Below are 19,017 nucleotides of genomic sequence, written 5' to 3'. Positions count from 1 at the left end.
ATCTTCGACATGATTGACTGGTCCTCCTGCGCAGCCGTCGAACGTGATCCCGCCCGCGTCAGCGGCGCTTGGGTGTTCCGCGGCACGCGTGTACCGGTCGCCGCCCTGTTCGAGAACCTCGAGGACAGCGCTTCCGTCGACGACTTCGTGGATTGGTTTCCCGGTGTCTCGGCCGAGCAGGTCCGCGCAGTACTGGAGCACGCGGCCAAGAGCGCCCTTGCGACCGCGTAGGTGAAGGTTCTCTTCGACCAGGGCACGCCCGCGCCACTGCGCGAAGCCCTGAGCAGCCATCAGGTGGAGACCGCCTACGAGCGAGGATGGTCCACCCTCCAGAACGGACAACTCATCGCCGCTGCCGAACTGGCGGGCTTCGATGTCTTGGTCACCACCGACGGCAATCTCCGGTATCAGCAGAACCTCACGAGCAGGAACCTGGCCCTCGTGGTGATCCTCTCGGCCAGCTGGCCGCGCATACGGGCAGCCCTCCCCATGGTGGTCGGCGCCGTGGACTCGGCCGCGCCGGGCTCGTACCAGGAAGTCAACGTGGGACGAGTGGCATAGCAGCGCTGGTTTCCTTCCTCTTCGAACATGTCCGACCTTCCCCCGCTTCCCCCCACGCCCACCGGCCGCTACCGCCATTACAAGGGCGGCGAGTACGAAGTCCTCGGTGCGGCGCGCCACAGCGAAACGCATGAACCGCTGGTGGTGTACCGCCCGCAGTACAACGATTCGGGCCTGTGGGTGCGCCCGCACGCCATGTTCTTCGAGGACGTGCAGGTCGATGGAAAGCGGCAACCGCGGTTCGCACCGGTGAAGCAAGACAGGAAGGAGGCCTAGCGCATGGCCAAGTCGAGATCCCCTCTGGTCCCCCTCGGCGTCACCGCCGCGGTCGTGGCGCTGGCCTTCGTGCTCAATCCTTCGCCCGATCGCCACCGGCTCAAGATCAAGGAGCAGATCGCCGAGCGCAGCGCCATCGCGCGCGTGCTGCCCCTGGGTTCGCTGGCCGCGTTCGCTTCCAACTACCACACGCTGGGCGTTGCCTCGTACACCAAGGTGGGTGAGCGCGTGCTGTCGGTCGGGTTCATGGGCTACGTCCACGTGCTCAATCCCTGAGCCCGGCGTGCAACGACGGGGTGGGGTCAGCGCTGCTGCTCCGCCACCATCCTCAGCAACCGCTCCAGGTGCCGGTCGCGGATGTTCTGCCGCCGCAGTTCCTCCAGCGTGCGCTCCGCATAGTCCAGCGTCGTGCCGTAGCGCCCGCAGGCGTCGCTGAAGATCTGCCGGTACTGCTCCTCGGTGAGCACGCCGGTGTGGTTGGGACTCTTGCGCGAAAGCGTGAAGGCCAGCGCCTTCACCGCGCCGGTGGGCGTGTGGCAGGTGAGCCAGCGCGGGTCGTAGACGCCGGTGGGCATCTCGCGGGCCCACAGCTGGGTCAGCACCTCGCGGCCCACGGTCCTGGGGATGCGGAACACCACGCCCTGGCAACTGCCGCCGGTGAGCAGGCCGAAGACCAGGCCGGGGCACTCGGGCGTGCCGCGGTTGATGCGGCTCCACATCTTCAGCGCGCGGTGCCAGCCCTGCACGCGGGCGGGGCGCCGCTCGGCGTAGTCGAACTCGGGTTTCCAGATCAGCGAGCCGTAGCCGAAGATCCAGAAGTCCTCGTGGCCGCCCCATTCGCCCAGCACCTTGTGCAGCATGGGTGCCGGGTCGCGCACCGGGGCCAGGGGGTGGACGCCCATCAGGGCCTGGGCGGGATTTGCTGCCGGAGCGGCCGGAAGGCTCATGGACCGAAACTGTAGCGGCGTGCCCGCGCGCGGGTCCAGCACTGCGTCGCTCTCGGCGGCCAAGCGCGGCGCCGCTGCAACGGCGGTTTCGTAACCTGTTCGTCACCCTGGCCCGCGCCGAGCCACACCATGCAGGTAGGATGGCCGGTTCCCCCGCTCCTTCCCGAATCCCCATGCAAATGAACTCCGTGGTGGCCCGGGTCACCGACCGCATCCGCGAGCGCAGCGCGGCCACGCGAAGCGACTACCTGCGCCGCGTCGACGAGATGGCGGCGCGCGACCGCGGCAGTGACCGGCTGGGCTGCGCCAACGTGGCCCACGCCTTCGCCGCACTGCCGGCGAATGACAAGCTCAAGGTGGTGGTCGAGCGCACGCCCAACGTGGGCATCGTCACCTCGTACAACGACATGCTGTCGGCGCATTCGCCGTACGCGGGCTTCCCCGACATCCTCAAGGACGAGGCGCGCCGGCTGGGCGTCACGGCCCAGGTGGCCGGCGGCGTGCCGGCGATGTGCGACGGCGTCACCCAGGGCACGCCGGCGATGGACCTGTCGCTGTTCTCGCGCGACGTGATCGCGATGGGCACGGCCGTGGCGCTGAGCCACGATGTGTTCGACGCCGCGCTGATGCTGGGCATCTGCGACAAGATCGTCCCCGGCCTCCTGATCGGCGCGCTGCACTTCGGCCACCTGCCGGCGGTGTTCGTGCCCGGCGGTCCGATGGCCAGCGGGCTCTCCAACTCCGAGAAGGCCAAGGTGCGCGAACTGGCCGCGCAGGGCCAGGTCGGCCGCGAGGAGCTGCTGGCGGCCGAGCAGAAGGCCTACCACTCGCCCGGCACCTGCACCTTCTACGGCACGGCCAACAGCAACCAGATGCTGATGGAGGCGATGGGCCTGCACGTGCCCGGCGCCGCGTTCGTCAACCCGGGCCTGGCGCTGCGCGAGGAGCTCACCCGCGAGGCGATGCGCACCGTGGTGCAGATCGTCAAGGGCCGGCGCTTCACGCCCATCGGCCGCCAGGTCGACGAGCGCTGCATCGTCAACGCCATGGCCGCGCTGCTGGCCACCGGGGGCTCCACCAACCACCTGATCCACTGGGTGGCCGTGGCGCGCTCGGCCGGCATCCGCATCGACTGGGACGATTTCTCCGAGCTGTCCTCGGTGGTGCCGCTGCTGGCTCGCGTCTATCCCAACGGCCAGGCCGACGTGAACGCCTTCCAGGCTGCCGGCGGGCCCGGCTACGTGATCCGCGAGCTGCTGGACGCCGGTTTGATGCACGAGGACGTGCTCACGGTGCGCGAGGGCGGGCTGCGCGAGTTCACGCGGCTGCCCGGCTCTTCCGACGGCCGGCTGGCGTGGCGAGACATCGGCGCCTCGGGCGACACCTCGGTCGTGCGCCCGGCGCAGGAGCCTTTCAGCGCCACCGGCGGGCTCAAGCTGCTCACCGGCAACCTGGGCCGCAGCGTGATCAAGGTGTCGGCCGTGCCGCAGGACCGGCACGTGATCGAGGCGCCCGCGCGCATCTTCGACACGCAGGAGGCGCTGCAGAAGGCCTTCCAGTCCGGCGAGCTGGAGCAGGCCTGCCGCGACAACGGCGGCGGCCTCATCTGCGTGGTGCGCTGGCAGGGCCCGCAGGCCAACGGCATGCCGGAGCTGCACAAGCTCACGCCGCCGCTGGCCGTGCTGCAGGGCAAGGGCCTGTGCGTCGCGCTGGTCACCGACGGGCGCATGAGCGGCGCCTCGGGCAAGGTGCCGGCCGCCATCCATGTCTCGCCCGAGGCGGCCGCCGGCGGGCCGCTGGCGCTGCTGCGCGACGGCGACCGGGTGCGGCTGGACGCGGTCGAGGGCAGGCTGCAGGCCCTGGTGCCGCACGAGGAATGGATGCGCCGCGAGCCGGCCCGGCTGGAGCAGGCTCAGCGCGACGGCAACGGCGTGAAGCTGGGGCGCGAGCTGTTCGCGGCCATGCGCCGCAATTCGACCGAAGCGGAAGAGGGGGCCTGCACATGGCTGTGACGACGAAGGGCGCGGCGCTCAAGCCGCTGGACGTGATGCAGGACGCACCGGTGATCCCGGTGATCGTGCTGGACGACGTGGCGCAGGCGGTGCCGCTGGCGCGCGCGCTGGTGGAAGGCGGCATCCGCATGCTGGAGGTGACGCTGCGCACGCCGGCCGCGCTGCGCTGCATCGAGGCGATCGCCAGGGAAGTGCCGGGCGCGGTGGCCGGCGCCGGGACAGTGCGTTCGGCCGAGGATGCGCGGGCCGCCGCCCAGGCGGGCGCGCGCTTCGCGGTGAGTCCGGGCTACACCTCGGCCATCGGCGCGGCCTGCCGCGACGCCGGCCTGCCGCTGCTGCCGGGCGTGTCCACCGGCAGCGAGATCCTGCTCGCGCAGCAGGACGGCTTGAACGAGGTCAAGTTCTTCCCGGCCGTGCCGGCCGGCGGCACGGCCATGCTAAAGGCCTTCGCGGGACCTTTCCCCGACGTGCGGTTCTGCCCGACGGGGGGCATCACGGCGGCGAATGCCAAGGAGTTCCTGGGCCTGTCGAACGTCGTGTGCGTCGGCGGCTCGTGGCTGACGCCGGCGGACGCGGTGAAGTCGGGCGACTGGGGACGGATCACGCAGCTGGCGCGCGAGGCGACGAAGCTGCGCTGACGATGGACTCAGCGCGCGCTGCCCGACAGCAGCCGCTCGATCGTCTCCGCCAGCGCATCCGGCGACACCGGCTTGACCATGTGCGCATCGAAGCCGGCCTGGGTCGCGCGCTCGACGTCGGCGGCCTGTCCCCAGCCGGACAGGGCCACCACGGCCATGGCCTGGCCCCATTCGGTTTCGCGCAGCGCCCGGCAGGTGCCGAAGCCGTCCAGGCGCGGCATGCCCAGGTCCAGCACGGCCACCTGGGGCCGCAGCGCTTCGGCACGCGACAGCCCTTCGACGCCGTCGTAAGCCGTGTCGACCTGGTAGCCCAGCATCTCCATCACCTCGGCCAGCGTGTCGGCGGCATCGCGGTTGTCGTCGACGATGAGCACGCGGCGGCGCTGCGGTGGCGCGGGGCGCGGTGCGGCATTGACCACCGTCGGCGCGGTCCCGGTCGACAGCGGCAGGCGCACGACGAACTCGCTGCCTTCCCCCAGCCCCGCGCTGCGCGCCTCCACCGAGCCGCCGTGCAGCTGCGCCAGCCGCTGCACCAGCGACAGGCCGATGCCCAGCCCGCCGCCGGCGCGCTCGGGCGACGCCCCGCCCTGGTAGAACAGCTCGAACACGCGCGGCAGCTGGTCGGCCGCGATGCCCAGGCCCTGGTCGCGCACGCTCAGCACGGCCTGGCCGTCCTCGCGCCGCACGGACAGCCCGATCGGCCGCCCGGGCGCGGAGTAGCGCACCGCGTTGGTCAGCAGGTTGAGCACCACCTGAACCAGCCGGACGTCGTCGCCCTGCAGGTGCAGCGGCTCTTCGGGCAGGTCCAGCGCCAGCGGATGGCCGCCGGCCTGCAGCTCGGTCTGTGCGTTCTCCACCGCGGCATGCACCACGTCTCGCAGGTCCACCGGTGCCAGGCGCAGCTCCAGCCGGCCGCGGCTGATACGGCTGACGTCCATCAGGTCGTCGATCATGCGGGCCAGGTGCTCGACCTGGCGGCCGATGATGTCGGTGTGCCGCTGCAGCAGGTCGTCGTGCGGCGCCGTCAGCCGCATCAGCTCGGCCGAGCTGCGGATGGGCGCCAGCGGGTTGCGCAGCTCGTGCGCCAGCGTGGCCAGGAACTCGTCCTTGCGGCGGTCGGCCTCCATCAGCGCGGCCTCGACCCGCTTGCGGTCGGTGATGTCGCGCTGCGTGCCCCACGCCCGCACCAGCCGGCCGCCCTCGATCACGCCCGACAGGCTGTTGGCGAACCACAGCGGCCGCCCTTCGCGGTCGCGCTCGGCCGACTCCACGTCGTTGGCGCGGTAGCCCGATTCCACCAGCGCGTGCAGGTAGGCCTGCACCCTCGGGTCGGCCGGGTCCATCGCCAGCTCCAGCCCGTGGCCGATCACGTCGGCCGGCGAGTCCAGCCCGTACATGCGGGCGAAGACTTCGTTGCATTCGGCGAAGCGGCCGCTGCGCAGCACCGCCTGCACCTGCTCCTGGACGGTCGCCGAGGTCTCCACCGGCGGATCGAACTCCATGCGCCAGATGCCCTCGGTGCTGTTGGCCACGAAGGCGCGGTAGCGCTCGCGGCTCTCGCGCATGCGCTGCTCGCTCTCGACGCGGTGGCTCACGTCCTGGAACAGGATGGCCACGTGATGCTCGTGCGGCTCGCCGATGGGCGTGGCGAACACGTCGAACCAGCGGCCCATCGCATGCGAGCCCTGGCTGAAGCGGTGCGACTGGCCGGTGAGCGCGACCTCGCCGTAGACCTGGACCCAGAAGTCCTCCAGCTGGGGCACCAGCTCGCGCGCGGTGCGGCCCAGGGGGTTGTGCAGGCCGGTCTGGCGCTCGAACACCTCGTTGGTTTCGATGAAGCGGTAGTCGCGGGGACGGCCCTGCTCGTCCAGCAGGATCTCGGCCACGCAGAAGCCCTGGTCGATCGAGTCGAGCAGCCGGCGGTAGCGGTTGCCCGAGCGGCGCAGGGCGTCCTCGGCCAGGCGGCGGTCGTGGATGTCGGTGACCGAGCCGACGAAGCCGAGGAATTCGCCGTCCGGCGCGTAGCGCGGGCGGCCGGCGTCGATCACCCAGCGCCAGCTGCCGTCGGGCCGGCGCAGCCGGTGCTCGACCGCGAAATCGACCTGGCGCGAGTTGGCGTCGCGGAAGGCCGCGGCGGCCGCGGGTCGCTCGCGCGGGTGCACCATCTCCAGCCAGCCGAAGCCCAGGCCCGCGGTTTCCGGCTGCCCGGTGAACAGGGTCCAGCCGCGCGAGAGGAAGCTGCACACGCCGTCGGGCTCGGTCACCCACAGCATGGCCGGCGCGGTGTCGGCGAACTCGCGCAGGCGCTGCTGGGCGGTCACCTGCTCGGTGATGTCCAGCGTGATCCCGTCGAAGCGAAGCGGCCGGCCGTCGGCGTCCACGCTGGCGCGGCCGACCGCATGGATCCACTTGTGGCCGCCGTCGGGCGCCACCGTGCGGTAGACCTCGTCGAACAGCTGGCCGTTCTGGACGCTGCGCTCCACGCCCTCGCGCACGCGCTCGCGGTCCTCCTCGTGCAGCCGTTCGTAGAACAGCTCGATGGTCGGCCGCGCATTGGGCGGCAGGTGGAAGTGGGCCTTGGTGTTGTCGTTCCAGACCAGGTCGCCCAGCGGCAGCGGGTTGAGCCAGACGCCGACGCCCGAAGTGCGCACGGCGGCGTCCATGCGCTCGAGTTCCTGGGGCGGCGTGTGCCGATCGTTGGACATCCGGCGATTCTAGGAAGCGTGGAAGGGCTCACGCGGGCCGGGCGGCTCTTCGGGAGGGAAAGTTCCGGGGGTCCGCTTCAGCGGCCGCGCCGCCAGGCCAGCGGGTTGAATCCCGTCACCAGCGCGCAGGCCACCAGCACCAGCAGCACGCCGGGCACCATGCCGGCGGTGAAGGGCTCGGCCAGGAACAGGCCGCCCCAGGCCACGCCGAACATCGGGATCAGGAAGGCGGACGACGTGGCCGCGCTGGCCGGGATCTCGCGCATCAGCCGCATGCTGATCCAGTACATGAAGCCCGAGGTGAAGGTGCCCAGCACGGCCAGCGCCACGATCGCCTGCGGCACCAGCTGCACCTGCGGCGCCGCCGACGCGGCCGGCAGCAGCAGCACCGCGGCGGCCGCCACGTGCACCGCCGCCGACGCGGGCAGCGGCTGGTGGGCGAGCGTGGCGCGCTTCATGAGGATGGCTCCGAAGCCGTAGCTGGCCGACGCCGCCACGCACGCCGCCACGGCCAGCAGCACCTGGCCATCGGGCCGCACCGGGCCCAGCCGCACCAGCAGCGCCACGCCCAGCAGCCCGGCCGCGCAGCCGGCGAGCTTGCGCATCGTCAGCCGCTCCTCGCCGAAGGCCGCGCCCGCCACCACGCCGAAGAGCGGCGCGGTCGCGTTGAGCACGGCCGAATAGCCGGCCGGCAGCACCAGTCCGGCCCAGTTGAACAGCACGAAGGGCGCGACGACGGTCAGCAGGCCCAGCAGGGTGAGGCTGGACCAGTGCACTCTTTCGGGCCATTGCTGCCGCAGCACGCGCATCAGTAGTGTGAGCACGCCGGCCGCCAGCGCGCAGCGCAGGCAGGCCATCGGAAGCGGCCCGAAAGCCGGGGCGGCGATGCGGATCAATGGGAAGGAGCCGCCCCAGACGGCGGACAGCAGGAGGAGCTGGGCGAAGTGGCGCGATTGCATGGGGCTTGGCGCCATTGTCGTGCCTCGGGTCCGGGCGATGCGCAAGCTGAGCCGTTGCGACTGCTGACATTGGTCAGATGACATCCGGCATGGGAGTTGTCTGACAACGCCTCAGCCGTCCGGGCCTCGTAATGCAACGAATTCGCCGACAGCGCGGCGATGGGAGAAGGTTATGCGAACAGAGCCTGGGAGGGCCCTATGCAAGTCGTGATCCTGGCGGGTGGCTACGGCACGCGCATCAGCGAAGAAAGCGCGGTGCGGCCCAAGCCGATGGTGGAGATCGGCGGGCGGCCGATCCTGTGGCACATCATGAAGATCTACCTGGCCCACGGCCTGAACGACTTCGTGATCTGCTGCGGCTACAAGGGCCACGTCATCAAGCAGTTCTTCCGCGACTACGCGCTGGACGGCGCCGATGTGCGGTTCGACATGCGCGAGAACACCACCACGCTGCTTCGCACGGCCACCGAGCCCTGGCGCGTGACGCTGGTGGACACCGGCCTGGAGACCATGACCGGCGGGCGCCTGCGCCAGGCGGCGCGCTACCTGAACGAAGGCCCGTTCTGCTGCACCTACGGCGACGGCGTGGGCAACGTGGACATCGCGGCCTCCATCGCTTTCCACCAGGCCCAGGGCAAGCTCGCCACGGTGACGGCCGTGCAGCCGCCGGGGCGCTTCGGCGCCTTCACGCTGCACCACGACGACCACCTGGTGCCCAGCTTCAAGGAAAAGCCCGGCGGCGACGGCGCCTGGATCAACGGCGGCTTCTTCGTGCTGGACCGCAAGGTGATCGACCTGATCGACAGCGACCAGACCGTGTGGGAGCGCGAGCCGATGGAGAAGCTGGCCGCCGACGGCCAGCTGTCCGCTTTCCGCCACGAGGGCTTCTGGCAACCGATGGACACGCTGCGCGACAAGCAGACGCTCGAAGCCCTGTGGGCGTCGGGCAAGGCCCCCTGGAAAGCCTGGTAGGAGCGCGCCGATGATCTTCACCCCGACCGAGCTGGCCGGCGCCTTCGTCGTCGAGCCCGAGCCCCGCCAGGACGCCCGCGGCTGGTTCGCCCGCACCTACTGCGCCCGCGAGTTCGAGGCCCACGGCCTGCCCACCCACATGGTGCAGACCAACATGTCCCTCACCCGCAAGAAGGGCACGCTGCGCGGCATGCACTACCAGCACGCGCCGCACGGCGAGGACAAGCTGGTGCGCTGCGTGCGCGGCGCCATCTGGGACGCCATCGTCGACCTGCGGCCGCAGTCGCCCACCTACTGCCGCTGGATCGGCGTCGAGCTGTCGGCCGACAACGGCCGCATGCTGCTGGTGCCCAAGGGCTTTGCCCACGGGTTCGTCACGCTCACCGACGACGCCGCCGTGACCTACCAGGTCTCCGAGTTCTACACGCCGGCGGCGGAGGGCGGCGCCCGCTGGGACGACCCCGCCTTCGGCATCGACTGGCCCGTGCCCGTGCTCGACATGTCCGACAAGGACCGCAACTGGCCCGCGCACACCAAGGAGCCCCAATGATCCTCGTCGACACCGCCTTGCAGCGCCGCGCCGCCGAAGGGCGCCCGGTGCGCATCGGCCTCGTGGGCGCCGGCTTCATGGCGCGCGGCGTCGCGCTGCAGATCGCACTGTCGGTGCCCGGCATGCAGGTGGCCGCCATCGCCAACCGCACCCTGGAGACCGCCCGCCGGGCGTACCGCGAGGCCGGGATGACGGAGATGCGCACGGTCGAGACCGTGGCCCAGCTGGAGCAGGCCATCGAGGCCGGCGTGCCCGCCGTCACCGACGACCCGCTGCTGCTGTGCCGCGCCGACGGCATCGACGCCATCGTGGAGGTCACCGGCACCATCGAACAGGCGGCCCGCGTTGCGCTGGAGGCCATCGAGCACCGCAAGCACGTGGTGCTGATGAACGCCGAGGTCGACGGCACCGTCGGCCCCATCCTCAAGACCTACGCCGACCGCGCCGGCGTGGTGCTGACCAGCGCCGACGGCGACCAGCCCGGCGTGATGATGAACCTGTTCCGCTTCGTGCGCGGCATCGGCGTCAAGCCCGTGCTGTGCGGCAACATCAAGGGCCTGCACGACCCCTACCGCAACCCGACCACGCAGGAAGGGTTCGCGAAGCAGTGGGGCCAGAACCCGGCGATGGTGACCTCGTTCGCCGACGGCACCAAGATCTCGTTCGAGAACGCCATCGTGGCCAACGGCACCGGCATGGGCGTCGGCAAGCGCGGGATGTTCGGGCCCACCGTGCCGGCCGGCACGCCGATCCAGCAGGTCGCCGACCTGTACCCGCTGGAGGCGCTGCTGGAGGGCCCCGGCATCGTCGACTACGTGGTGGGCGCCATGCCCGGGCCCGGTGTCTACGTGCTGGGCACGCACGACCACCCGCAGCAGCGCCACTACCTCAACCTCTACAAGCTGGGCGCCGGCCCGCTGTACTGCTTCTACACGCCCTACCACCTGTGCCACTTCGAGGTGCCCAACACCGTGGCGCGGGCCGTCCTGTTCGGCGACGCCGCGCTGGCGCCGCTGGCCGGGCCGCTGGTCGAGGTGGTGGCCGCGGCGAAGAAGGGCCTGCGCGCCGGCGACACCCTCGATGGCCTGGGCTGCTACATGACGTACGGGCTGGCCGAGAACTCGGCCACCGCGCGCGCCGAGGACCTGCTGCCCATCGGCCTGGCCGAGGGCTGCCGGCTGCGGCGCGACGTGGCCAAGGACGCCGTGCTCACCTTCGCCGACGTCGAACTGCCGCCCGGACGCCTGTGCGACCGCCTCTGGCGCGAGCAGCTCGAACATTTCGGCGGCGCGAAGGCCACCTCCAGGGCCGATCAACACCAAGACCTACAGCAACCGCACAGGGAGATCGCATGAAATTGCTCGTCACGGGCGTGGAGGGTTACATCGGGTGCCTGCTGGCCCCTTACCTGCAGGCGCGCGGCCATGAACTGGTCGGCTTCGACACCGGTTACTACCGCGATGGCTGGCTGTTCAGCGACCGCGAACTGGTGCCGGGCTTTCCGCGCACCGTCAACCGCGACATCCGCCGCATCGAGGCCGAGGACCTGCAGGGCGTGGACGCCGTGGTCCACCTGGCCGAACTGTCGAACGACCCGCTCGGCGCGAACGATCCCGAGCTCACCCACCAGATCAACCACGCGGCCTCGGTCCGCCTGGCCACGCTGGCGCGGGACGCGGGCGTCAAGCGCTTCGTCTACACGTCCTCGTGCAGCGTCTACGGCGTGGCCGAGGGCGCCGAGCCGATGACCGAGCGCTCGCCCACCAACCCGCAGACCGCCTACGCGGTGTGCAAGACGCTGGTGGAGCGCGACGTCACCCAGCTGGCCAACGCGAACTTCTCGCCGACCTACCTGCGCAACGCCACCGCCTATGGCGCCTCGCCGCGCATGCGCTTCGACATCGTGCTCAACAACCTGTGCGGCATCGCGGCCACCACCGGCAAGATCGTCATGACCAGCGACGGCACGCCGTGGCGGCCGCTGGTCCACGTGCTGGACATCTGCGAGGCGATCGCCTGCACGCTGGAGGCGCCGCGCGACGCCGTGCACAACGAGGTGTTCAACGTCGGCCACGACGAGGACAACTACCAGGTGCGCGAGATCGCGCAGATCGTGGCGGCCGCCTATCCGGGTTGCGAGGTCTCGTTCGGCCCGGCCGGCGGCGACAACCGCAGCTACCGGGTGAGCTTCGCCAAGATCCACAACCAGCTGCCGGGTTTCCGCTGCAGCTGGGACGCGCGCAAGGGCGCCGCGCAGCTGCGCAAGGTGTTCGACCGCATCGGCATGGACGCGGAGCTGTTCAACGCCCGCCCGTTCACCCGCCTGAAACAGTTGAAATACCTGACCAGCACGGGGCAGCTCGACCCCAAGCTGTTCTGGACCTGCTGAACCGGAGCATGCGACCGCGGATCCTCTTCGTCGTGATGTCCGCGGTGGCTGCTCCCGGCACGGTGGAGCAGCTGGCCCTGTCGCTGGCGCCGCACACCGTGCTGCTGCACCACGACTTCTCGCAGTCGCCCGACTTCCGCGTGGAGGCGCAGAACGTGGCCTTCGTGCCGGAGCCGGTGCGCACCGGCTGGGGCACCTTCGGCTTCGTGGAAGGCATCTTCCACGCGCTGGACCATGCGGTGCGGCACCACGACTTCGACTACCTGCAGCTGCTCAGCCCGACCTGCCTGCCGATCAAGCCGCTGTCGCACTTCGAGGCGCACGTGGCGCAGCCGGTGGATGCGCACTTCGGCGCCATCGACCTGATGGACGACCAGGACTGCCTGATGAGCGTGGGCTACCGCGCCTTCACGCCGGCGGACACCTTCCGCCACCGCGTGCTGCGGCGGCTGACCGCCGAGTACTTCGCCCGCCGGCGCGGACGGCGCGACGAATCGGGCGTGTGGATCCACAGCGGTGGTGGCGTGGGCTGGAAGGCCCGGCTGGCGCGCTGGACCGTGCGCGCGGCGGCGCACCGGGCACTGGGGCCGCACCCTTTCGGGCCGGGCTTGCGGCCGTACTACGGCTCGGTGTGGTTCGGGGCCCGTCCGCACGTGGTGCGCGGCATGGTCGAGGCGTTCCGGCAGCCGGAGCTGCGCACCTGGTTCAGCCGTCTGCGCATCGCCGAGGAGTTCCTGGTCCCCACGCTGCTGATGCGGCTGGCGGGGTCGCGCGGGCCGCTCAACCACTACATCAGCCGCTTCGACCAGGCGCATCCGCACAAGCTGCGCGACGAGGACCTGGACGAGCTGCGCGTGAGCCCCGCCTTCTTCGCCCGCAAGTTCCCGGACGATCCGCAGGCGCAAGTCCGCTGGAAGGTGCTGGGCGAGCTGGTGGGCGCGGAAGATGCATTGGCCGAAACCGCCTCTCGCGGGCGTGTGACCGACGCCGAGTCGGTGTAGCGCCGCCCCGAGGGGCCGCGCCCCAACCTGAGCGCGAGGCCTCCTACGCCCGGTGCGGCGCACCACCGACGGCAGGGTCGCCGTGCATTGCCCAGACTGCGCTCGCTGTCGGCCGCGATGCGGGCCCGTGAGCCGCCGCGCCGCAAGACGGCGAGAGGAGAGAGCTCGTGCCCACCCCATCCCTTCCCCCGCGCGAGGTGCGCATCCCCACTGGCGACGACCACCTGCTGGGCGACCTGGTGCGGCCGCCGGGCAGCAGCGCGCTGGTGCTGTTCGCCCATGGCAGCGGCAGCGGCCGCCACAGCGCACGCAACCGCCGCGTGGCGGCCCGGCTGCACGAGAGCGGCGTCGGCACGCTGCTGTTCGACCTGCTCACCGCCAGCGAGCAGGACATCGACCTGCACACGCGCCAGCACCGCTTCGACATCGCCCTGCTCACCCGGCGACTGCAGGAGGCCACCGACTGGGCGCTCCATTCGCTGGAGGCGCCCGCGCCCGTGCTGGGCTACTTCGGCGCCAGCACCGGCAGCGCGGCGGCGCTGGTGGCGGCGGCCCGGCTGGGCGACCGCATCGGCGCGGTGGTGTCGCGCGGCGGCCGGCCCGACCTGGCCGGCGCGGCCGCGCTGGAAGCGGTGACCGCGCCCACGCTGCTGATCGTGGGCGAGGCCGACCCCGAGGTGATGGAGCTGAACTCGGCCGCGCTGGAGCGAATGCGCTGCCACCGCAGCCTGGCCCTGGTGCCGCACGCCGGCCACCTGTTCGAGGAGCCGGGCACGCTGGAGATCGCGGCCGACCATGCGGCGGCCTGGTTCAGCCGGCACCTGGCTTGGGCGGAGCAGCACGCATGAACGAGTCCCGCTTGCCGTACCCGGACCGGCTGCAGGCCGGCCGCGTGCTGGCCACGCACCTTTCGGACCTGCGCGGCGCGCCCGACCTGCTGGTGTTGGGCCTGCCGCGCGGCGGCGTGCCCGTGGCGCACGAGGTGGCGCTGGCCCTGGGCGCGCCGCTGGACGTCTTCATCGTCCGCAAGCTCGGCTACCCGGGCCATCCGGAATACGCGATGGGCGCCATCGCCTCGGGCGGGGTGCGGGTGATGAAGCTGATGCCGGGCATGGAACCTTCCATCGAGGCGATCGAACGCATCGCCGCCGAGGAACAGGCCGAGCTGCAGCGGCGCGAGACGCTCTACCGCGGACGGCGCCAGCCGCCGGTGCTGCGCGGCCGCACGGTGGTCGTGGTGGACGACGGCCTGGCAACCGGCGCCACCATGGAAGCGGCGGTGCAGGCGCTGCGGCGGCACCAGCCGCGCCACGTCTGCGTGGCCGTGCCGGTGGGCGCGCGCGACAGCTGCGAGACCCTGGCGGCCCTGGCCGACCGCGTGGTGTGTCCCGCCACGCCCGAGCCCTTCCGCGCGGTGAGCCTCTGGTACCGCGACTTCCCGCAGACCACCGACCACGAGGTGCGCCAGCTGCTGGCGGAACACGCGGCGATGCAGGAAACCACGGCGGGCGCACCCGGACACTGACGGGAGCCGCTGGCGGGGCGCGAGTTCAGCGCCGCCGCCAGTCGCCGCCCAGGTGCGTGCCGCTGTCCAGCAGCACCAGCTCGCCCGTCACGGTGCGGGCGCCGGCCGCCAGCCAGACGATGGCTTCGGCCACGTCCTCCGGCGTGCTGGCGCGGCCCAGCGGCACGGTGTTCTCGTAGGCCTGCAGCGCCTTCTCGGCGCCGGCCTCGCCGATGCCGCGGGCGAACCAGCGCGAGGTGATGTAGCCCGGGCAGACCGCATTGACGCGGATCTCGGGCGCCAGCGAGCGCGCCAGGTGCAGCGTCATCGAGTTGATGGCGCCCTTGGAGGCGATGTAGGGGATGGACGAGCCTATGCCCAGCGCGCCCGCCACCGAGGACACGTTGACGATGGACCCGCGCGCGGCCCTCAGGTGCGGCACGGCCGCCCGCACCATCTGGAAGGTGCCCACCGCGTTGACGCCCAGGATGCGCTGGAACACCTGCGCGTCCAGCGCGTCCCACTTGGCCTCGTCGCCGAACACCGAGGTGCCGGCGTTGTTCACGAGTGCATCCAGGCGGCCCCAGCGGGCGACCGTCTCGTCGACCAGCCGGCGGCAGTCGGCGTCCTGCGACACGTCGGCCTGCTGCACGAGCACGTCCGCGCCGGCGGCGCTGCAGGCCGCCGCGGTTTCCTTCGCCTCCTGCTCGCTGCGCGAGTAGTTCACCACCACGTTCCAGCCGCGTTGCGCGAGCAGCAGGGCGGTGGCCGCGCCCACGCCGGTGGCCGAGCCGGTGACGAGGGCGGCGGGTCTGTCGTTCTTCATGCTGTCTCCTGTGTGTGTGGCTGGGGGCTCAACGTCCCTGGAAGCGGGCCGGCCTTTTCTCGACGAAGGATCGCACGCCTTCGGCCGCGTCCTCGCTGTTGGACAGGCGCTGCTGGGTGGCGATGAACTCCTGCATGGCCGCCTGCGGCCCCTGTTCCACCGCCTTGAGCGTGTTCAGCCGCGTCGCCACCACGGCCATCGGCGCCTGCCGCGCGATCGCCTGCGCGAGGCGCACGGCCTCGTCCAGTTCCTGCCCGGCGGGCACCACCTTCTGCACGAAGTTCAGGCGCAGCGCCTCGGCGCTGCCGAACTCGTCGGCGGTCAGCAGGTGAAGCATCGCGTTGCCCAGGCCGGCGCGCTGCGCCATGCGCAGCGTGGCGCCGCCGGTGGCCATGATGCCGCGCTGCACCTCCAGCTGCGAGAAGCGGCAGTCGTCGGCGGCCACCACGATGTCGGCCGCCAGCATCAGCTCGATGCCCAGCGTGAAGGTGATGCCCTTGACCGCCGCCACCATCGGCTTGGTCCGCCGGCGGTAGCCGGGCGTGCCCAGGTCCGTGGGTTCGACCAGCCCGAACGGATAGGCCTTGTCGCCCTTGCGCATGAGCTCGGCGATCGAGGGCAGGTCCAGCCCGGCGGTGAAATGCGCGCCTAAAGCGTGCAGCACGCCCACCCGCAGCCGCGGATCGTCGTCCAGCAGGGTGTAGGCCTCGGCCAGCTGGCGGAACATGGCCGGGGTGAAGCCGTTGCGCTTGGCGGGGCGGTTGATGCCGATGAGCAGCAGTTCGCCGCGGCTTTCGGTGGTGATGCAACCTTCGGGGGGCGGGGTGGGGGCGTCCATGGGCGAATCGGGGGAGTGGGCGGGCCATCGCAGAATAGCGCCCCATGGAAGAAGCCAAATCCCGCCCCGACCTGCCCGACCGCCTCTCGATCGACCCGCGCAGCCCGCACCACCTCGCGGCCGTGTTCGAGCACGACGTGGGCATCCGCTTCAACGGCAAGGAACGCGCCGACGTCGAGGAGTACTGCATCAGCGAAGGCTGGATCCGGGTGCCGGCCGGCAAGACCGTGGACCGGCGCGGCCAGCCCCTGATGATCAAGCTCAAGGGCAAGGTGGAGGCTTTCTACCGAAGCTGACGGATTCCGGTCGGCGGACCACGGATGAGTTCGTGCCCGGTTGCGCCGCCGATAAACTCGCCTCCACCATGCCCAGCGACCCCGTCCACCCCGACGTCGCGGCCATCGGGTCCATCGAGGCGGTCCCCCACATCCTGCAGGTCGTCACCCTCAGCACCGGCATGGGGTTCGCGGCCGTGGCCCGCGTCACCGACCGGCAGTGGATCTGCTGCGCCGCGCGCGACAACATCGGCTTCGGCCTGGTCCCCGGCGGCGAGCTCGAGTTGCTGACCACCCTGTGCCACGAGATCCGCCAGTGCGGCGACGCCGTGGTGATCGACGACGTGCGCGAGGACCCGCTCTACCGCGACCACCACACGCCGGCGAAATACGGCTTCCGCAGCTACATCTCGATGCCGATCCGGCGGCGCGACGGCAGCTTCTTCGGCACGCTCTGCGCCATCGACCCCGCGCCCGCGCGCCTGAAGAACGAGGCCACGATCGGCATGTTCCGGCTGTTCGCCGAGATGATCGGCGCGCAGCTGGACGCCCAGGACCGCACCGCCGACCTGGCCCGCGTGCGCGAGGAGTCCGATCGGCGCAAGCGCATCTACGAGACCATCCTGGCGAACACGCCCGACCTGGCCTACGTGTTCGACCTGGACCACCGCTTCGTCTACGCCAACGAGGTGCTGCTGCGCATGTGGGGGCGCACCTGGGACGACGCCATCGGCAAGACCTGCCTGGAGCTGGGCTACGAGCCCTGGCACGCGGAGATGCACGACCGCGAGATCGAGCACGTGAAGGCCACGCGCGAATCCGTGCGGGGGCAGGTGCCGTTCGAAGGCGCGTTCGGGCGGCGCATCTACGACTACATCTTCGTGCCCGTCATCGGCGCGGACGGCACCGTGGAAGCGGTGGCCGGCACCACGCGCGACGTGACCGACTTCAAGCTCTACGAGGAGCGCCTGGGCGAGCACCTGGAGCGCGAGCAGCTGCGGGCTTCGGTGATGACGCGGGTCGCCTCCGCTTCGCGGCGGATGAACGCCATGCTGTCCGTGGACTCGGTGGCGACGCTGCTGACCGAGGAGGCGCGCCAGGTGATCGGCACGCACGCCGCGGTGGCCTCGATCGCCGCCGCCGGCGAGGGCGCCCCGGCGGTCACGACCGCCTCGCTGTCCGACAAGTACGCGGACCGGCGCGACGCGGGCACGGTGCCCCACCTGCCGGCCGGCCTGGCGCTGCCCCTGATGGGCTCCGGCGGCGAGACCCTGGGCACGGTGCGGCTGTCGGACAAGTACGAAGGCGGGTTCACCGAAGCCGACGAGGCGGTGCTGGCGCAGCTGGCGGCGGTGGCCGCGGCCAGCATCGAGACGGCGCAGCTGTACGAGCGGCTGCGCGAGCAGGACCGGCGCAAGGACGAGTTCCTGGCCGTGCTGGCGCACGAATTGCGCAATCCGCTGGCACCGCTGCGCACGGGCCTGAGCCTGCTGAACCGGCGGCCGGCGCAGGCCATGGCGGACCGCACCATGCAGATCATGGAGCGGCAGCTCGCCCACATGGTGCGGCTGGTCGACGACCTGATGGACCTGGCCCGCATCACCACCGGCAAGGTGCAGCTGCGGCTGGAGCGCATGGACCTGCGGGCCGCCGCCGAGGCCGCCGTGGAGAGCTGCCGTCCCGCGGTCGAAGCCGCGGGCCAGGAGCTGGCGTTCGCGCTGCCGCCCGAGCCGGTGTGGGTGCGGGGCGACCCCGTGCGCCTGAGCCAGGTCGTCGGCAACCTGCTGGGCAACGCCTCCAAGTACACGCCGGCCGGCGGGCGCATCGCGCTGGAGCTGCGCACGCAGGGCGCGGCCGCGCAGCTGACGGTGACCGACACCGGCGCGGGCATCGCGCCCGACATCCTGCCGCGCATCTTCGAGATGTTCGTGCAGGAGGACCGCAGCCGCACCCAGTCGCAGGGCGGGCTGGGCATCGGTCTGGCGCTGGTGCGCCAGCTGGCCGAGCGCCACGACGGCGCCGTCTCCGCCGCCAGCCGCGGCGCCGGGCACGGCAGCACGTTCACCCTGACGTTGCCCCTGCTGGCGCAGGGCATCGTCGCCGGCGCGGCCGTGGCGCCGCGGGACCGGGTGGCCGCCGGCGCCCGCCGCGCGCCCCTGCGCGTGCTGGTCGTCGACGACAACCCGGATGCGGTCGACACCCTGTCGGGCCTGCTCAAGACGCTGGGCCACGAGGTGCGGTCCGCGCTGTCCGGCGAGGACGCGCTGCCCCTGGCCGGCGAGTTCCGGCCGCACTGCGTGCTGCTGGACATCGGCCTGCCGGGGATGAGCGGCTACGACGTCGCGCGCCGGTTGCGCGCGGCGGACGACCCGCAGGTCGCCACCTGCAAGCTGGTGGCGCTGACCGGCTGGGGCGCCGCCGCCGACCGGCGGCGGGCGGCGCATGCCGGCTTCGACCTGCACCTGACCAAGCCGGTGGACGTGGTGCAGCTCGAGGAGGTGCTGGGGCAGCTGGAAGCGCCGGCCGATTCGCCGGCGGCCGCGGCGCAGCTGCACCAGGCCTGA

General features: G+C 71.6%; 20 protein-coding genes. 15 read left to right on the top strand and 5 right to left on the bottom strand.

What is annotated here, in order from left to right; all coding sequences use genetic code 11:
- Window positions 1-9 precede the first annotated feature (9 nt).
- From ASG30_RS03130 to ASG30_RS03115, 4 genes are read left to right on the top strand one after another with little or no spacing between them, the layout of a single operon-like run.
- Window positions 10-231: a DUF433 domain-containing protein gene (locus ASG30_RS03130; RefSeq protein WP_055892516.1), complete on the top strand. Its 222-nt coding sequence runs from the start codon at window positions 10-12 to the stop codon at window positions 229-231.
- The gene (locus ASG30_RS03125; RefSeq protein WP_055892513.1) at window positions 232-561 is read left to right on the top strand and encodes a hypothetical protein; all 330 of its coding nucleotides are present in this window, start codon (window positions 232-234) and stop codon (window positions 559-561) included.
- 27 nt (window positions 562-588) lie between these two features.
- Window positions 589-837 (top strand): DUF1653 domain-containing protein, encoded by a 249-nt coding sequence (locus ASG30_RS03120; RefSeq protein WP_055892511.1) that lies wholly within the window; start codon window positions 589-591, stop codon window positions 835-837.
- 3 nt (window positions 838-840) lie between these two features.
- A complete protein-coding gene (locus ASG30_RS03115) occupies window positions 841-1,113 on the top strand; it encodes a hypothetical protein (protein WP_055892508.1) in 273 nt (90 codons plus the stop codon).
- A 26-nt stretch (window positions 1,114-1,139) separates the two neighbouring features.
- Here ASG30_RS03115 and ASG30_RS03110 read toward each other — a convergent pair whose 3' ends face one another.
- A complete protein-coding gene (locus ASG30_RS03110) occupies window positions 1,140-1,697 on the bottom strand; it encodes a gamma-glutamylcyclotransferase (RefSeq protein ID WP_200947231.1) in 558 nt (185 codons plus the stop codon).
- Window positions 1,698-1,957: 260 nt separating this feature from the next.
- On the opposite strand from ASG30_RS03110, the gene edd reads away from it, so the two are divergent.
- Together edd and eda are read left to right on the top strand one after the other, a co-directional pair.
- Window positions 1,958-3,796: a phosphogluconate dehydratase gene (gene edd, locus ASG30_RS03105; protein ID WP_055892502.1), complete on the top strand. Its 1,839-nt coding sequence runs from the start codon at window positions 1,958-1,960 to the stop codon at window positions 3,794-3,796.
- On the top strand, window positions 3,787-4,434 hold the full coding sequence (gene eda / locus ASG30_RS03100) for a bifunctional 4-hydroxy-2-oxoglutarate aldolase/2-dehydro-3-deoxy-phosphogluconate aldolase (RefSeq protein ID WP_055892498.1): 648 nt from the start codon (window positions 3,787-3,789) through the stop codon (window positions 4,432-4,434). Before edd ends, eda begins: the two co-directional genes overlap by 10 nt.
- Window positions 4,435-4,442: 8 nt before the next feature.
- Here eda and ASG30_RS03095 read toward each other — a convergent pair whose 3' ends face one another.
- Together ASG30_RS03095 and ASG30_RS03090 are read right to left on the bottom strand one after the other, a co-directional pair.
- The gene (locus ASG30_RS03095) at window positions 4,443-7,139 is read right to left on the bottom strand and encodes a PAS domain-containing hybrid sensor histidine kinase/response regulator (RefSeq protein ID WP_055892495.1); all 2,697 of its coding nucleotides are present in this window, start codon (window positions 7,137-7,139) and stop codon (window positions 4,443-4,445) included.
- 77 nt (window positions 7,140-7,216) lie between these two features.
- The gene (locus ASG30_RS03090; protein WP_055892492.1) at window positions 7,217-8,098 is read right to left on the bottom strand and encodes a DMT family transporter; all 882 of its coding nucleotides are present in this window, start codon (window positions 8,096-8,098) and stop codon (window positions 7,217-7,219) included.
- A gap of 198 nt (window positions 8,099-8,296) precedes the next feature.
- Here ASG30_RS03090 and rfbF point away from each other — a divergent pair, with 198 nt between their 5' ends.
- The 7 genes from rfbF (at window position 8,297) to ASG30_RS03055 (ending at window position 14,535) form a co-directional block, all read left to right on the top strand.
- Window positions 8,297-9,070, top strand: coding sequence for a glucose-1-phosphate cytidylyltransferase (rfbF, locus tag ASG30_RS03085; RefSeq protein WP_055892489.1), 774 nt, complete (start codon window positions 8,297-8,299; stop codon window positions 9,068-9,070).
- A 10-nt stretch (window positions 9,071-9,080) separates the two neighbouring features.
- A complete protein-coding gene (rfbC, locus tag ASG30_RS03080) occupies window positions 9,081-9,620 on the top strand; it encodes a dTDP-4-dehydrorhamnose 3,5-epimerase (RefSeq protein ID WP_055892486.1) in 540 nt (179 codons plus the stop codon).
- Complete coding sequence (locus ASG30_RS03075) at window positions 9,617-10,975, top strand: NAD(P)H-dependent oxidoreductase (protein ID WP_055892484.1); 1,359 nt, start codon at window positions 9,617-9,619, stop codon at window positions 10,973-10,975. The genes rfbC and ASG30_RS03075 overlap by 4 nt, the downstream gene beginning before the upstream one ends.
- A complete protein-coding gene (locus tag ASG30_RS03070; RefSeq protein ID WP_055892481.1) occupies window positions 10,972-12,009 on the top strand; it encodes an NAD-dependent epimerase/dehydratase family protein in 1,038 nt (345 codons plus the stop codon). Before ASG30_RS03075 ends, ASG30_RS03070 begins: the two co-directional genes overlap by 4 nt.
- A gap of 8 nt (window positions 12,010-12,017) precedes the next feature.
- A complete protein-coding gene (locus tag ASG30_RS03065) occupies window positions 12,018-13,010 on the top strand; it encodes a hypothetical protein (RefSeq protein ID WP_055892477.1) in 993 nt (330 codons plus the stop codon).
- Between the two features lie 167 nt (window positions 13,011-13,177).
- Window positions 13,178-13,858 (top strand): dienelactone hydrolase family protein, encoded by a 681-nt coding sequence (locus ASG30_RS03060; RefSeq protein WP_055892474.1) that lies wholly within the window; start codon window positions 13,178-13,180, stop codon window positions 13,856-13,858.
- Window positions 13,855-14,535, top strand: a complete 681-nt coding sequence (locus ASG30_RS03055; protein WP_055892471.1) for a phosphoribosyltransferase — start codon at window positions 13,855-13,857, stop codon at window positions 14,533-14,535. Before ASG30_RS03060 ends, ASG30_RS03055 begins: the two co-directional genes overlap by 4 nt.
- A 25-nt stretch (window positions 14,536-14,560) precedes the next feature.
- On the opposite strand, the gene ASG30_RS03050 is transcribed toward ASG30_RS03055, so the two are convergent.
- Together ASG30_RS03050 and ASG30_RS03045 are read right to left on the bottom strand one after the other, a co-directional pair.
- Entirely contained in the window at window positions 14,561-15,340 is a 780-nt protein-coding gene (locus ASG30_RS03050; RefSeq protein WP_055892469.1) for an SDR family NAD(P)-dependent oxidoreductase, read from the bottom strand.
- A 28-nt stretch (window positions 15,341-15,368) separates the two neighbouring features.
- On the bottom strand, window positions 15,369-16,178 hold the full coding sequence (locus ASG30_RS03045) for a crotonase/enoyl-CoA hydratase family protein (protein WP_055892467.1): 810 nt from the start codon (window positions 16,176-16,178) through the stop codon (window positions 15,369-15,371).
- A 44-nt stretch (window positions 16,179-16,222) separates the two neighbouring features.
- Between ASG30_RS03045 and ASG30_RS03040 the strand changes: the two genes are divergently transcribed.
- Entirely contained in the window at window positions 16,223-16,474 is a 252-nt protein-coding gene (locus ASG30_RS03040) for a DUF3297 family protein (protein WP_055892464.1), read from the top strand.
- 68 nt (window positions 16,475-16,542) lie between these two features.
- Complete coding sequence (locus tag ASG30_RS03035; RefSeq protein ID WP_055892461.1) at window positions 16,543-19,017, top strand: ATP-binding protein; 2,475 nt, start codon at window positions 16,543-16,545, stop codon at window positions 19,015-19,017.

Source organism: Ramlibacter sp. Leaf400 (genome assembly GCF_001424545.1).
Taxonomy (GTDB): Bacteria; Pseudomonadota; Gammaproteobacteria; order Burkholderiales; family Burkholderiaceae_C; genus Ramlibacter.
The sequence above is the reverse complement of the archived record's forward strand: the minus strand, read 5'-3'. Positions and strand labels throughout refer to the sequence as shown.

Coding starts and splice junctions, on each gene's coding strand:
- ASG30_RS03130 (WP_055892516.1), top strand. CDS start 10: ATGATTGACTGGTCCTCCTGCGCAGCCGTCGAACGTGATCCCGCCCGC.
- ASG30_RS03120 (WP_055892511.1), top strand. CDS start 589: ATGTCCGACCTTCCCCCGCTTCCCCCCACGCCCACCGGCCGCTACCGC.
- ASG30_RS03115 (WP_055892508.1), top strand. CDS start 841: ATGGCCAAGTCGAGATCCCCTCTGGTCCCCCTCGGCGTCACCGCCGCG.
- ASG30_RS03110 (WP_200947231.1), bottom strand. CDS start 1,697: ATGCTGCACAAGGTGCTGGGCGAATGGGGCGGCCACGAGGACTTCTGG.
- edd (WP_055892502.1), top strand. CDS start 1,958: ATGCAAATGAACTCCGTGGTGGCCCGGGTCACCGACCGCATCCGCGAG.
- eda (WP_055892498.1), top strand. CDS start 3,787: ATGGCTGTGACGACGAAGGGCGCGGCGCTCAAGCCGCTGGACGTGATG.
- ASG30_RS03095 (WP_055892495.1), bottom strand. CDS start 7,139: ATGTCCAACGATCGGCACACGCCGCCCCAGGAACTCGAGCGCATGGAC.
- ASG30_RS03090 (WP_055892492.1), bottom strand. CDS start 8,098: ATGCAATCGCGCCACTTCGCCCAGCTCCTCCTGCTGTCCGCCGTCTGG.
- rfbF (WP_055892489.1), top strand. CDS start 8,297: ATGCAAGTCGTGATCCTGGCGGGTGGCTACGGCACGCGCATCAGCGAA.
- rfbC (WP_055892486.1), top strand. CDS start 9,081: ATGATCTTCACCCCGACCGAGCTGGCCGGCGCCTTCGTCGTCGAGCCC.
- ASG30_RS03075 (WP_055892484.1), top strand. CDS start 9,617: ATGATCCTCGTCGACACCGCCTTGCAGCGCCGCGCCGCCGAAGGGCGC.
- ASG30_RS03070 (WP_055892481.1), top strand. CDS start 10,972: ATGAAATTGCTCGTCACGGGCGTGGAGGGTTACATCGGGTGCCTGCTG.
- ASG30_RS03065 (WP_055892477.1), top strand. CDS start 12,018: ATGCGACCGCGGATCCTCTTCGTCGTGATGTCCGCGGTGGCTGCTCCC.
- ASG30_RS03055 (WP_055892471.1), top strand. CDS start 13,855: ATGAACGAGTCCCGCTTGCCGTACCCGGACCGGCTGCAGGCCGGCCGC.
- ASG30_RS03050 (WP_055892469.1), bottom strand. CDS start 15,340: ATGAAGAACGACAGACCCGCCGCCCTCGTCACCGGCTCGGCCACCGGC.
- ASG30_RS03045 (WP_055892467.1), bottom strand. CDS start 16,178: ATGGACGCCCCCACCCCGCCCCCCGAAGGTTGCATCACCACCGAAAGC.
- ASG30_RS03040 (WP_055892464.1), top strand. CDS start 16,223: ATGGAAGAAGCCAAATCCCGCCCCGACCTGCCCGACCGCCTCTCGATC.
- ASG30_RS03035 (WP_055892461.1), top strand. CDS start 16,543: ATGCCCAGCGACCCCGTCCACCCCGACGTCGCGGCCATCGGGTCCATC.